The sequence below is a fragment of the Bdellovibrio sp. KM01 genome (genome assembly GCF_013752535.1).
GTDB lineage: Bacteria > Bdellovibrionota > Bdellovibrionia > Bdellovibrionales > Bdellovibrionaceae > Bdellovibrio.
In genome coordinates this window covers 950,576-963,782 of sequence record NZ_CP058348.1, presented here as the reverse complement: position 1 = coordinate 963,782, position 13,207 = coordinate 950,576, and the positions used below count along the sequence as shown (strand labels likewise).

At 45.7% G+C, this 13,207-nt stretch carries 11 protein-coding genes; 4 read left to right on the top strand and 7 right to left on the bottom strand.

What is annotated here, in order from left to right; translation table 11 throughout:
• Window positions 1–32 precede the first annotated feature (32 nt).
• The 4 genes from HW988_RS04800 to HW988_RS04785 form a co-directional block, all read right to left on the bottom strand.
• Window positions 33–3,179 (bottom strand): efflux RND transporter permease subunit, encoded by a 3,147-nt coding sequence (locus HW988_RS04800; protein ID WP_181606442.1) that lies wholly within the window; start codon window positions 3,177–3,179, stop codon window positions 33–35.
• A gap of 8 nt (window positions 3,180–3,187) precedes the next feature.
• Window positions 3,188–3,631 (bottom strand): hypothetical protein, encoded by a 444-nt coding sequence (locus tag HW988_RS04795; RefSeq protein WP_181606441.1) that lies wholly within the window; start codon window positions 3,629–3,631, stop codon window positions 3,188–3,190.
• The gene (locus tag HW988_RS04790) at window positions 3,631–4,917 is read right to left on the bottom strand and encodes a TolC family protein (protein ID WP_181606440.1); all 1,287 of its coding nucleotides are present in this window, start codon (window positions 4,915–4,917) and stop codon (window positions 3,631–3,633) included. Before HW988_RS04790 ends, HW988_RS04795 begins: the two co-directional genes overlap by 1 nt.
• 93 nt (window positions 4,918–5,010) lie before the next feature.
• Window positions 5,011–5,367, bottom strand: a complete 357-nt coding sequence (locus HW988_RS04785) for a hypothetical protein (protein ID WP_181606439.1) — start codon at window positions 5,365–5,367, stop codon at window positions 5,011–5,013.
• 90 nt (window positions 5,368–5,457) lie between these two features.
• On the opposite strand from HW988_RS04785, the gene gltS reads away from it, so the two are divergent.
• Window positions 5,458–6,639, top strand: a complete 1,182-nt coding sequence (gene gltS, locus HW988_RS04780) for a sodium/glutamate symporter (RefSeq protein WP_181606438.1) — start codon at window positions 5,458–5,460, stop codon at window positions 6,637–6,639.
• Here the strand turns inward: gltS and HW988_RS04775 are convergent.
• Window positions 6,623–7,954, bottom strand: a complete 1,332-nt coding sequence (locus HW988_RS04775; protein WP_181606437.1) for an amidohydrolase family protein — start codon at window positions 7,952–7,954, stop codon at window positions 6,623–6,625. The genes gltS and HW988_RS04775 overlap by 17 nt on opposite strands.
• A gap of 126 nt (window positions 7,955–8,080) precedes the next feature.
• Between HW988_RS04775 and HW988_RS04770 the strand changes: the two genes are divergently transcribed.
• Together HW988_RS04770 and HW988_RS04765 are read left to right on the top strand one after the other, a co-directional pair.
• Complete coding sequence (locus HW988_RS04770; protein WP_181606436.1) at window positions 8,081–9,163, top strand: hypothetical protein; 1,083 nt, start codon at window positions 8,081–8,083, stop codon at window positions 9,161–9,163.
• A 110-nt stretch (window positions 9,164–9,273) separates the two neighbouring features.
• Complete coding sequence (locus tag HW988_RS04765) at window positions 9,274–10,290, top strand: BON domain-containing protein (RefSeq protein ID WP_255490202.1); 1,017 nt, start codon at window positions 9,274–9,276, stop codon at window positions 10,288–10,290.
• A 75-nt stretch (window positions 10,291–10,365) separates the two neighbouring features.
• Here HW988_RS04765 and HW988_RS04760 read toward each other — a convergent pair whose 3' ends face one another.
• Window positions 10,366–10,968 (bottom strand): hypothetical protein, encoded by a 603-nt coding sequence (locus HW988_RS04760; protein ID WP_181606435.1) that lies wholly within the window; start codon window positions 10,966–10,968, stop codon window positions 10,366–10,368.
• 240 nt (window positions 10,969–11,208) lie between these two features.
• Here HW988_RS04760 and HW988_RS04755 point away from each other — a divergent pair, with 240 nt between their 5' ends.
• Window positions 11,209–12,264 carry a hypothetical protein gene (locus tag HW988_RS04755; RefSeq protein WP_181606434.1) on the top strand — a complete coding sequence of 352 codons (1,056 nt, stop codon included), beginning with the start codon at window positions 11,209–11,211 and terminating at the stop codon, window positions 12,262–12,264.
• Between the two features lie 37 nt (window positions 12,265–12,301).
• Here HW988_RS04755 and HW988_RS04750 read toward each other — a convergent pair whose 3' ends face one another.
• Window positions 12,302–13,078: a TIGR02147 family protein gene (locus HW988_RS04750; RefSeq protein WP_220128796.1), complete on the bottom strand. Its 777-nt coding sequence runs from the start codon at window positions 13,076–13,078 to the stop codon at window positions 12,302–12,304.
• Window positions 13,079–13,207: the final 129 nt, after the last annotated feature.

The window sequence follows — 13,207 nt, the reverse complement described above, 5'->3', positions numbered from 1 at the left end:
TTTTTTATTCTATCCCAGATAAAAGAACGGACTTATCTCAAACCAGCCTCTGAGTGTTTAAGCCAATTCTTTTTATCAGCCGCTCGATAAAGCACTGGCAAAACAATCAATGTTAAAAGTGTGGAACTGATAATTCCACCAATGATGACAGATGCCAGAGGCTTTTGAACTTCCGCTCCCATGCTGGACGAAACCGCCATCGGCAAGAATCCAAAGATATCCACCAGGGCCGTCATCAAGACCGGTCGCAGGCGCAAAGAAGCACCTTTTTTGACCAGGCTCTCTCCGCTTTCACCTTTCTTGCGAAGTTCATTAAAGTAGCTGACCAAAACCACACCGTTCAATACAGCGATTCCAGAGAGGGCAATAAATCCAACTCCTGCGGAAATACTAAATGGCAGGCCTGAGATCAGTAACCCAAGCACTCCCCCAATTAATGCGAGCGGAATACACAGGAAGATGAGCGCTGTTTCAATCCAGTTTTTGAAAGCCGCAAAGATCATCAAAACGACCAACAACAACGCCAAAGGCCCCAGCAGCATCAAGCGAGTTTTTGCTTCTTGCAGGTTTTTAAAATTTCCACCCCATTGCACATAGTAACCTGTTGGAAGTTTAACTGCCTCGGCAACTTTAATCTGCGCTTCCTTGACGAAGCCCTCGGTGTCGCGTCCTCGGGGATTAATTAAAATCGCCAGACGACGCTGAGTCTGCTCACGACTGTAAGAACTGTGGGACTCTTTAAATCCAATGTTGGCAACCGTATGAAGTGGTTTGGTTAAGTTCGTTCCTACCCCCACCGGCAAAGATTTGATCGCATTTAAATCTTGACGATGATCTTCATCCAATCGAAGCACCAATGGAACCTGACGGGCCCCTTCATAGAAAACTCCCAACTGTTCACCGCCCATGGCCAGACTGACCGTCTGCATGACTTCCGCAGATGAGAGTCCAAGCTTACGTAATGCCTGACGATCTGGAGTAATTTCAAGAACGTTGACCATTCCTTTGCCTTCAAGTTCGACATCGCCGGAACCTTCGATCTTTTCCAGAATCTCGACGATCTCCTGCGCTTTTTGCTGAAGAATTTCCTGGTCTTCACCAAAGATTTTCAAAGAAACATCCGCGCGAGTTCCCTCCATCAATTCGTTGAATCGCAGTTGAATCGGTTGGCTCATCAAGAAAGTTTGGCCAGGAACTTTTTCCTGCAATTCTTTTTGAATGGCTGCGACTAATTCATCTTTTGTGCGCTTTTTACCATCGATACGTGGCCACTCCTTGACCGGCTTTAACATCACAAAGGTATCGGAGATGTTAGGTCCCATGGGATCCATGGAGATTTCCGCTGTCCCGATACGCGCAAACACGTCTTTGACCTCGGGGAAAGCCTGAATGATCTCATGGGATTTTTCTTCCATCGCCACGGAATGAGAAAGCCCCACCGAAACAGGGCGAATCAATTGTACCGCCAATGATCCTTCATTTAACTGAGGAAGAAATTCCCCCCCCAATCTGGAAAACAGCACGCCACCCAAAACCACCGCAATAACGGCTCCAGCGACGATCGCCCTTTGTGTTTTCAAACTCCAGGACAAGGCAGGTTCATACCAGGTGTAAAGCTTGCGCATAATCCAGGGTTCTTTGTCTTCAACTTTGCCCTTTAATAGCAAAGTTGCCAGAGCGGGAACGAACGTGAAGGACATGATCAGAGCACCTAAGATCGCAAAGATAAATGTCGATGCCATTGGAATGAACATCTTACCTTCGATGCCCACAAACGCAAAGACCGGTAAAAAGACCACAACTACAATCAACTCACCAAAGCCCGCACTGGTGCGAATTTCTGTTGTCGCCTCGTGAATGGTGTCATCCAACTCAGATTGAGTCAGGCTTCGCTTCAATGATTGAGTTTTGTCGTGAACATGGCGAACACAGTTATCCAAAACAATAACCGCTCCATCCACAATAATCCCAAAATCCAAAGCCCCGAGTGATACCAGATTTCCCGAGATTCCAAATCGCCGCATCAGGATAAATGTGAAAAGCAAAGACAGAGGAATGACGATCGCGGTAATGAGAGCTGCGCGGAAATTTCCCACCAAAATGAAGAGCACCAGGATCACTAAAAAAGCACCCATCAAAAGATTATGTTCCACGGTGCTTAAGGTCGCATTCACCAACTCCGAGCGGTTGTAAACGACTTCAATTTTATAACCTTCGGGCAAAGACTTTTTCACTTGTTCCATTTGCTCAGTAACACGCAAAGCCACCGTGCGGCTGTTCTCTCCCAACAGCATCAATACTGTGCCCACAACAACTTCGCGACCGTTATGCAGTGAAGCCCCCGTGCGAAGCTCTTTGCCAATTCCGACAGATGCCACATCATGAACAGTGATAACGCGGCCATTTTCAAGAGTCTTAACCGTAACATCCTCAATGTCAGCCAAAGACTTAAAAACACCAATGCCTTGAATCAAGAATTGATCACCCGTTTGCTCAACATATCCGCCACCGACGTTTTGATTAATGTTGGCAAAAGCCTCTTTAAAATCGTCAAAGTGCAGACCGTACGCCGCCATCTTTTGCGGATTCGGAGAAATCACGAACTGCTTTTCATAACCGCCGATGGAATTTACTTCGGCAACACCTTTAACATTTAAAAGTCGCGGCTTGATATACCAATCCTGTAAAGCCCGAAGCTCCATCAATTGTTTGATCCGACGCTCGCCAGTCTCGACTTTCTCAGCCTCAATCACATAGTGATAGATTTCTCCAAGACCCGAAGTTACAGGTCCCATTTCAACTTTGGAACCCTTGGGAAGTTTATCCGTCACACTTTGCAATCGCTCAGAGACCCACTGACGAGCCCGATAGATATCCGTACGATCCTCAAACACCACCGTCACTTGAGAAAGTCCGAAACGAGTTAAAGAACGAACTTCCGTCACACCGGGAATTCCGTTCAACGCCGTTTCTACGGGACGAGTAACAACACGTTCTATTTCTTCCGGCCCCAGGGCTTCGACTTGGGTATTGACCTGCACCTGAGTGTTGGTGATATCTGGAACCGCATCAATCGGAAGCTTGGTAAAGGAATACCATCCAAAAATGCCCACGATGACTGTCATTAAGATCACCAGCCAGCGATAGGAAATCGACAAACGAATCAATTTTGAAATCATTCTGCCCCCTAGTGCCCGTGACCTGCGGGTTCAGAATTAAGCTCCGACTCGATGATACGAATAAATTGCGTTCCCTCAACAACCACCGCATCCCCACTATGAAGATCCTTGGTGGTAAAGGTGATTTTTTCTTTGTCGGTTTTAACCAATTGAATTTCCACGAACTCCAAAGTGTCATCGTGTTTTTTATAAATACCAGAGCGATCTTTCACTTGAACCAAGGCCGTACGTGGCAGCGTCCATGGACTATGGCCACCCACATTCGTGAACTCAACCTTTAAATGGGATTTCGCCTTGTCAGAAATTTTCAAAGGCTTTTCTTTTTCCTCGTGACCATGTTCATCGTGATGCTCTTCATGTTCTTTTTCGGCGCTCTTATTGTTATTATGTGACCAGGCATAATTCGCAGAGAAAAATAAAATAGCTAGGAATAAAAGTGTAAATGATTTCATTATAAACTCTCCGTCATAATTCGCCCATCCAACTTATAGATGGTCCAAAGTGCTTGCAGGGTCCTTAGTTCTCTTTCCTGCAAAGTCTTAAGCAACTCCGCATTGGAGCGCTGGGCTTCGATAGCAAGGCTGGCTGGAATCAATCCACTGCCGGCAAGCTTTTGATTTTTTCGATTTTCCTCATCAATCTCTGTAAACTGGGGGCTTTCCTTCAGCGCTTTTAAACTGTCTTCATAGTTGTGCAAAATCTCTTCACGTTCGTGAGACTCAACACGTTCTGTGATTTTTAAAAGTTCCTGGGAACGCTGTACACTCAACTGCGCCGCTTTGCGACCGCCACCATTCACATTGAACAGGGGCAAGGGAAAGCTTAGCTGCAGACCATAGAGATTGGCCTTTTCACTGCCCTCTTCCTCCATTTGCACCATCGGCCCAATCGCCAACACGGGCCAGGAATTGGCCTGTTCTTGGCTTAACTGAGCTTCGGCCGCCATTTGCCCTGCGAGGGCTTTGGCTTTTGTGGGAGATTTAATTTCTGCAAATTCTGCCAAAGTGGGCCACTTATACTGGCTTGGCAATACTCCCTTGATTTCGTCGTAGGAATTTCCTGTCGCCATATGGAAATAGTGAGACAAGGATCGCTGTTCTTCCGTGATCGATAGCCTGCGCAGCTTTGTCTCCGATAGGGCCATTTGAAAAACAGAAAGAGAAACTTTTTGCTCTGGCGAGAGAGCCGCACGACGCTTTAACGACGAGATACTGCCTTGATAAGCCTGTATTGTGCGATCACTGCTTTCAGCCTGAATTTTCAACTGCGCTAGTCGATAAAGATTTATCACCGTTTCAATCATAACATTGGCACGGATCTCTTCGAATTCAGCACGACTCAAAAAAGTGTTTGCCTTGGCAAGATCGATTCGCGCTCCGCGCGCGCCACCGATTTCCAACGGCTGCATCAGGGATATTTTGGTTTCTTTGCGGGAAACATTTCCCATATCTCCCGACACAGATTCCAGGTTTAAGCTGGGATTGGGAATTTGACCTTCTCTTATTTCAACTCCGCTTTGAACCTGTTCATCCAGTTGGGCCGCGCGAATCTTGGGGTGATTTTCGCTGGCACACTTTAGGATATCCATCGCAGATTGAGGAATAGGACATTCAGGATGAGTGCCATGCTGATGATGTCCAGCTTCTTTCTGCTCATTCGCAGAATGGGCACGAACACCCGTCAAAACAAGGCCTACGAATAAGGCCACCACGACAGGCCTTTTAACAAGGAATATCATTATATAACTCCGGAATCTGACGTTTATAAAACGCAGACTGAATACTGTTTAAATTGTGAGGAAATAAAACGGCTGAAAAAGCCGTGAGTAAGCCTAAGCTCGAGGAGGTTCTTTCAGAACTGTTGGATCAATATCAGAGTATGAATGAACAAACGTAAAATCATGGGCCTGGGCCAGATCGAATCCGAACTCTGGCGTCACAAAAGTAACGACCCCGTGCTGATTACACTGGCTCTGGCAGATAACACAGTCATCGCAACGAGCAGCACAATCATCGGGATGACCAGCGATAGTTGCAACTGCCTTGCTTTTAGTTTCAGAAACATGAGTTTCCGTGGACTGTGACAGTCGCTCGATGCAACAGTCATCAATTTGAGACGCGTAGCCCACACTCCAAAAACTGAAGAGGCTGATTAAGATCATCAAATGGATGGCAACTGCGCGAATCATGAATTGAATCTATGTCGTTTCTTAGGTGTTGTAAACCCATTACCGCAATGCGCCCTGGACAGCGACTCAGACAGAGACTAGCCTTAGTATATGAGTTTTACAGCCATTCAAACAGTCGCTATTGCAGCCCTTGTGGTCTATTTTGGGCGCTATTTAAAATCCAAGTTCAACTTTATAGATAAATACAATCTGCCGTCTCCGGTGATTGGCGGTTTGCTGGTGGCATTGGTCATCTCATTTCTAAAATCACAGAATTTATTTTCCATCGAATTTGATAAAACTTTTGAAACGACACTGATGATCGCCTTCTTTGCCTCTGTCGGATATGCCGCTTCTTTTAAATTACTAAAACAAGGTGGCCGCGGCGTTCTGTATTTTCTGTTATTAGCGGTGGGTGGATTGGCCTTACAAATCATTGCCGGAATGAGTGCCGCAAAAATCATGGGCTTAAATCCCCTGTTGGGAGTTTTGACAGGCCCCGTGGCATTAACCGGTGGTCCAGGAACAGCCTTGGCATTTGCACCTTCATTTGCAGCGATTGGAATTGAAAACGCATCGGTAATTGGACTGACCACAGCTATGGGGGGCATAGTCTTGGGTGGACTTGTCGGGGCGCCCCTTGCGACTTACCTGATCAACAAAAGAAATTTAAAAAGCAACAAATCAGCCGAAGAAGTTAATGTCGATGAATCCAAACTTTTAAAGTTTGTTCCGGGTCGCGACCTTTTATTTCATGCATTGGGTCTTTGTTTGATTCTGGGTTTAGGTACAACTCTTAGCTCTTGGATCAGTTCTTGGGGTGTCACTTTACCCATCTATATCGGGTCAATGGTGATCGCTGCTGTTTTTAGAAATATTGAGGATGCGACTTCATTTTTCAAAATCAAATCAGAATGGATCGAAGAGATCGGCTCTGTTTCTCTGACTCTGTTTATCGCGATGGCCATCATGAGCTTAAGACTGGAAGAGTTGCAAAATGCGGCGGGACCCATTCTGATATTCTTACTCGTACAAACTTTGTTGGTGGTATTAACTGCCTTGGGTCCCGTTATGTGGATTGCGGGAAACAATTATGAATCTGCGGTCATAGCAGCTGGCTATACTGGATTTATGATGGGCACGACGGCAAATGCGATGGCCAATATGCAATCCCTTACTCAGAAGTACGGGCCTGCACCCAAAGCCTTCCTGATCGTGCCTTTGGTGGGATCCTGTTTTATTGACTTCATTAATGCTGGGGCCATCACTTTCTGCCTTAACGTCTTTCGATAAGTTTACCGTTGATAAAGACCGAGTGGATCTTTTGTGTGTTAGCGATGTCTTCCGAAGGATCGGCATCCAATATCAAAAGATTCGCCTTCATGCCTTCGGCGATTCCCGCATACTCTTTGGCTATCCCTAAAATATTGGCATTATTCACAGTGGCGACACGAATGGCTTCAACCGGAGTCATCCCCGCCTCTACCAGCAATTGCAATTCCCGATGCTCAGAGAATCCTTGAATGCGTTGCAAGTTCGCGCCGGAATCGGTTCCAAGACCGACAACGATGCCTGATTTAAATAAAGTCATCACATTTTTCATCGCCATTTTTAAATCTTCCCGGGACGAGGCTTTGGATTTATAGCTTTTCGCTATCCAGTCCTCCACGCCAGGATCTAAGGCCGCGCGGAAAAATTCATCTTTCATCCAGGCTGGCTTTTCGGCGAATACATATCCCGCCTCATCCAGTGCGAGTGTGGGAATATAAGCAATATTATGCAACTTCATCAAAGACATCAGCTCCATATCCACGGGTTGGTCCCGAATACTGTGTCCGAAGATATCGACTCCGGCTTGAGCCAACAGTTTCGCATCTTCCAGATAATACACGTGAGCAACGACTGGAATTTTAGCAGCGTGCGCTTCTTGAATAATGGCCTGATAGATTTGCGGATCCATTTTCTTTTTCATGGAATGATCAAAGTCATCCACCCAGATTTTGATGACGTTGGGCTTTTTAAGAGCAAGCTCTTTCACTTGTTTGCGTGCCTCAGCGACACTTTTAGGTCGATATACCTGATCGATACCCATCGCTGCTGGAGGCGCCCCTGCGGGAACTCCAAAACCACGTCCCGCCGTTAAAACCAAAGGTAGTGTGCTGTCGGTTTTTTGACTGTTCGCCCGGATATTATAAATAACATCCAAGTCTGTCCCCATGGAAAGAACGGTCCCCACTCCGTATTTCGCAAACTTATAAAGTTGGCGAAGATCATTCACCTCGTTGATTTGGCGCGAACCCGACTGCACTCCGTTGGTCATTCCTAAATGAACATGGGAAGACATCAGGGTCGGCATGATCGTTTTACCCTCTAACTCAAACACTTTGGTTCTTGTGGGGAGTGGTTCTTTCGCATCCAAGATCGCTTTAATTCGGTCGCCTTTTAGGATTATATTCACATTATAGCGAGCGGGAGTCCCCATACCATCAATCAGCCTTGCGCCTTTAAGAATGGTTAAGTTCTCTCCAAAAAACTGTGTGGGTTCAGACTTATGGGAGCAGGCTGCAAAAAATATTGCCAAACATAGAACCGTGACCTTTAAGCACATGGGAGTCCCCTTTCATACAAAAGTTAATTATAAAAGAAGAGTGAAAAGACCTGTACCCCTGCTGTTGAAAGTTTTAAAAGACAAGTTTTGCTTCGTACTTCACACAAAACAGAATACACTTGACCCATGTGGCTCCTACTTAAACTTCTTTTTAGCGCTGTGACGTTTGCGATCCGCTTTAGCAATCGCAGAATCAAAATCGTGGCAGATAATAAATCTATGCATGATGGCATAGAGCTCTTCACTAATGTGATGACGAATAAAAGTGGAACAGTTCAAGCCACATCCTGGAATCGCGTTTTTCCAAGCAAAGTCATTTTTAAGCTGACTCGTGAATCCAAGATGGACCGCTTCTTTAAAAACTGGGGGCTGGCTGACGAAATCCAGACGCAGGATTTGACTTTCGATGACTTGGTTTACATCGCCTCCGATAGTTCTTCCTTTATGCGCAAGATTCAGCAAGACCGTGAAGCACGTCGTCTGATCCTGGAGCTATTTAACAATGGTTGTGAATATATTTTTGGAGATGGAAATCTTTTGCGAGTCCACTTCCGAGGCGACCACCGCGTGGATGTGAACTCGGCGAATCTCCTGGCTGCGCTTTCTAAACAGCTTGAAGAAATTCAAAAACAGTCTAAAGAATTTGACCCGTTTTTTATTAAAGCCCTTATGGCAGAAGCCTTGATCTGGGGTTTCGCCGGATACAGCTTATCTAGTCTATTGCAATGGACAACGGTTCATGAAGACGTTTATTTAAATTCCAATGCGATGGCAAAGGTGGCTTTGCTATTCACAGGATTTTTATCTCTTAGCCTGATCTTTTTGATTCTTTCAGTTTTTAAGGGGTCTTCACGTGGACATAGAATTATTATTGAAGGCGTGTTGATTTTAGCATTCAGCATTCCCATCGGTGGTATTGCCCTGTTCTCTGACATCAATATTCATATGGATCGTTCGGCCAGCACAACTATTGAAGCTTCGGTCGAAGGACACTATACGCAGATGCATCGTCGCCGTCGCGGCAGACATTACATCACCTACCACATTCAAATCTCTCCGACAAATCCTCCACAAGAATTTACACTTCCCCTGGATATTATGATTTCTTCAGGACTGTATGATCAGTTGCAACTGGGCAGTAAGGTTCGGATCGAAATTGGTCGCGGAAAATTACGTCAACCCTGGATTCGCAGTATCATTGCCATCTAACATTTGCGATTTCTTCAAATCTCCAAGGGAATCGCTGTATTTGAACAACCGGAATTGGCAGATAGAATCTTGAAGTAGATCTTAGATACTCCAACAAAAAAGGAGTATTTATGCACAATAAATCAAACAGAAATGAAAGCCGCCGCCCTTACTCTTCACAAGGATCCTATTCTTCCAGAAATGAATCCCGTTGGAGTGGCGACAGAGATTCCCAACGTGGCAACTTCTCAAGCTACAATGAAGATGAAAGTGCCCGTGACTATAACATGGAAGGCTCCAGTAGCCGTCGTGACTGGGACTTTGAAGGTGGCACCCGCGGGGCTTATGGCCGAGGCAGCAGCAACGGCGGCGATATCCGTTACGGCACTGACCGCTATAACTCAAACGACGACCGTTATTCCAACAACTGGCAAGCTACAAGTGACTATGACACGAACTCCAGCCGCAACCGCATGAATTCAGGTCGTGGCGACTATCGCAGTGACCGCGGCTGGGATCGCAACAGCATGGATCGCAACAATCAAGGTATGCCATACAGTCGAAATTATGAAAGCACTCGCTTTAACAGTCAGGAAGACAGAGAATCTGACTCTTCTCCAAGCTATGGTGGCTACAGCAGAGACTATAGCTCACAAAACTATTCTGACCGTGACTATACGGGATCACAATCATACTCTGGACGTGGAAATCGTCTGCGCGAAGACAACTACGGTTCTCACAGTGGCCAAGGACGCGATGAATCTCGTCGCAGCTTCGAAGGGCGCGGTCCAAAGTCCTACACTCGTTCTGACGACCGCATTAAAGAAGATGTTTGCGACATGCTGACACGTCACTCAGAAATCGACGCCAATGACATCGAAGTCGAAGTAAAAAATGGCGAAGTCACTTTGTCTGGCACTGTGAACGAGCGTCGCATGAAACACATGGCAGAGGATTTGGCGGAACGCGTTTCTTCAGTAAAAGACGTGACCAACAATATCCGCGTGCAAAAAGAATCCACTCACGACTGGTCTTCGTCCTCACAAAGTGAATCCAGCATTGATGGCACTTCATCTTCAACAAAGGGGTCTTCTGCGGGAAAGCGCGCAGGCTCTAGCACGGGCACAAACCAAAATCCAAATCACTAAGTTCAAATCTTGCAGGTCGTTAAAATAAAAAACCCCGGCACAAACCGGGGTTTTCTTTTGGTAGCATCTTATAATCTAGCGTTTGATCGTTTCAACTGAAACAGCCAAAGCTTCTGTGTATTTTGCCTCGATTTGATCGCCCTTTTTCAATTCATTAAGCACGCTTTGATCTTTAACGTGGAAACTAATAGTGCGACGTGGACCTTTAACCGTTACTTCCTGTTTCTTTTTATCAATTTTCGTCACTGTGCCTGTTGCAGTCAGCTGCTGCACGACGTGACCACCTGGTTTTTCACCAGGAGCAGATCGAACGATGTCAGTTGAAGCAACAACGCCATTGTCTGTTTTTTCTTTTTTCTTAAGCTCTAGCACCAAAGATTCCATGTAGTTCACTTTCAGAGTGTCACCTTTTTTAATTTGATCAAAATTTCTGATTTCAGGTCCGGCAACAACGGTTACGTTTTCACCATCCTCTGGTTTGAAAGTAATCTCGCGGGTTTTTTTATCGATCTTAACCACCTGCGCGCGCGCCTCTATAGAGCCCATTCTCTCAAGAGTATTTGGTCCTGTTTTTTGGAGTTCATTCGATGCGGAATCAGAGTAATCAGCAGCGGCATGAACCACCTGCGAAATCGCAACAGACGCAAGAACACTGAGAGCCAGTTTGAAAACCTTCATTTCAATCTCCTTTGATTGTTTGTCCTAAAAATTGACTACACTATCTTATTTTGATTACTAATCAAAATCCTCTAAGGTTCCATAGGGTTGCCTAAAAACAGGGAACGTCGATCTTCTGTTCAGATCTCGACATATTTCCCAAATTGCAAATTCAGTTTGAGAACACTTCCGACATATTCGTTCGCGACTTTGCAGGAGTCCTGTCGTTAAACAACCGATATTTATATAGGAGGTTTTCGAATGGAACAGAGACATTGGCTTTACAAACGACTTGGAATACCGACCTTACTTATCGCATTCCTAAGTGGCTGCAGCCCTGCTGAACCAGGATCGACACAAGAGGACTCGGCAACAGTTTCTTTGGAAGCGTCAAGATCAAGAAGTTGGTTTCGCAGACCCACACCAACGCCGTCGCCCTCAGCGACGCCATCTCCATCGGCTTCTCCTACCCCTTCGGCAACACCAAAACCTTCGCCTGCGCCATCAGTGACACCTACACCATCGCCAACTCCGTCGCCTTCAGCTTCCCCCTCCCCATCTCCAACGGCCTCGGCTTCTCCTTCACAAGCGATCGTTGATATCGTAAATGGTCAGTTAGCGACTTCACACGAAGCTAAAATTCCAGACATCCGTTATGAATGGCAAAAATATCCTGTCATCATCATGCAATCGCCATCGGGTGAGGATATTCCAAGCTGGTTTGAATACAGCAAGCCCACTTGGTGCTATACACTAAATTCCTGGATGCAAGTTTTTGAAGCTGAGGGAAATAAGGCCACCAATACCCGAGTGCAATATAGAAATTTGAAAATCTATGTTCTTTCAGAAGCAACTCGTACATGGAAACTTTTAGTCACTGATAAAGCTCCTTACACTGATACTTGGAAGTATCCATTCGTCTTTGCAGCAGACAATGGCACCCGCGTGGAAGCAAGTGGAGGTTTCTCATTTCTGCCCAAATACCCGCAATTTGGGCATGGCTATGGAACTCAGAACACGATAGTGCCTGAAGATGTGCGCGCCGTGTTCGTCAGTATGGAAACAACTCTGGTACTGAACAATCCCAACGGAACAGACGATCGATCTGTGGCGAAATACCTGGTCAATGTGGGCGCCGATTACTGGCCGAACGCGGCCGCCGTGAATAAGACCTGGGGTTATGCTCCGGGAGTGGGCCAAGGCCGCTTTATTCTGGCAACGACTTCTTGGAGAAAAGCGACAATGATAGTTCCCAATGGCAGATATGGTTCATCAATGAAGGAAATGATCGAAAAATATCCCCCACCATTGGAATAATGTGCAGAGAGGGCCCGCGGAAACGCGGGCCTTTTTTTTATATTCCTAGCTCCGAAACCGGAATGAATTGAATATTTAAATTATAAACTTCCGTAGTTTGTTCTTTGGTCATCAATGCGCTGACTTTGCTTTTAAATTCCCGGATCAGAGCTTTCACTTCGGGAATTTTCTCCATATCCACCGGAAGAGTTAAGGATGACACATCTCTTTTCATCACATCGATTTTGTCCAAATTTTGAATGGCCTGACGAATACACTCTATATTGGCTTTCCGCACGACCTGTGAAGGTATGTCTATTAAGGTGGTCATCGATGTATAAGTATTCTTAAACTCACCCTTCTCACTGACGTTCAACAGTCCTTGCTTTAGCAAATGCTCAACCACCTCTGTAACGCGCGACTCGGAGATGGACAACTTCCTTGCAAGCCAAGGAATCTCTGAGCGAAAAGTAGCTGTTTCCGCGAGAGCCATCAAAGCAAAGTATTCCCAATCACTGACGATTGAAAACTCCTCTTCAGATAAAAGGCGGGTGCTTTTGGGGCGGACTCTTTTTCGACCATCGACCCGAAGATAAGCTTCGCTTTCGACCAGCCGTAAAAAATATCCGGCTTTGCTTTCCTCTAAGTTTAACTTCGCAATTAATTTCTTCGCCATTTTCACAGTGATGGGATGACGTCCATTCATGATCTCATGAAGGCGACCACTGGAAATACCAAGCAAGGCCGCAAAAGCACGGCGCGAGAACCGCTTATTCTTACCCTGACGAGACTCATACTCTGCCAAAAGAATTTGATAAGAGGTGATTCTTGGCATTAGCTATTACCGCGATTGAATCCTGAAGTTTCTGATTTCATACATACGATTTCAGAGGAAAGATTTTAGCGCAGCAATAAAATTCTGATATCTTCACTTGCGGTCTACTGATTACCGTTCCTTTTTTTG

What these genes read in the sequence shown, in the direction of transcription:
- HW988_RS04760 (WP_181606435.1), bottom strand. Translation starts at nt 10,968, where the DNA reads ATGAAGGTTTTCAAACTGGCTCTCAGTGTTCTTGCGTCTGTTGCGATT.
- gltS (WP_181606438.1), top strand. Translation starts at nt 5,458, where the DNA reads ATGAGTTTTACAGCCATTCAAACAGTCGCTATTGCAGCCCTTGTGGTC.
- HW988_RS04770 (WP_181606436.1), top strand. Translation starts at nt 8,081, where the DNA reads ATGTGGCTCCTACTTAAACTTCTTTTTAGCGCTGTGACGTTTGCGATC.
- HW988_RS04750 (WP_220128796.1), bottom strand. Translation starts at nt 13,078, where the DNA reads ATGCCAAGAATCACCTCTTATCAAATTCTTTTGGCAGAGTATGAGTCT.
- HW988_RS04765 (WP_255490202.1), top strand. Translation starts at nt 9,274, where the DNA reads ATGCACAATAAATCAAACAGAAATGAAAGCCGCCGCCCTTACTCTTCA.
- HW988_RS04755 (WP_181606434.1), top strand. Translation starts at nt 11,209, where the DNA reads ATGGAACAGAGACATTGGCTTTACAAACGACTTGGAATACCGACCTTA.
- HW988_RS04790 (WP_181606440.1), bottom strand. Translation starts at nt 4,917, where the DNA reads ATGATATTCCTTGTTAAAAGGCCTGTCGTGGTGGCCTTATTCGTAGGC.
- HW988_RS04785 (WP_181606439.1), bottom strand. Translation starts at nt 5,367, where the DNA reads ATGATTCGCGCAGTTGCCATCCATTTGATGATCTTAATCAGCCTCTTC.
- HW988_RS04800 (WP_181606442.1), bottom strand. Translation starts at nt 3,179, where the DNA reads ATGATTTCAAAATTGATTCGTTTGTCGATTTCCTATCGCTGGCTGGTG.
- HW988_RS04775 (WP_181606437.1), bottom strand. Translation starts at nt 7,954, where the DNA reads ATGTGCTTAAAGGTCACGGTTCTATGTTTGGCAATATTTTTTGCAGCC.
- HW988_RS04795 (WP_181606441.1), bottom strand. Translation starts at nt 3,631, where the DNA reads ATGAAATCATTTACACTTTTATTCCTAGCTATTTTATTTTTCTCTGCG.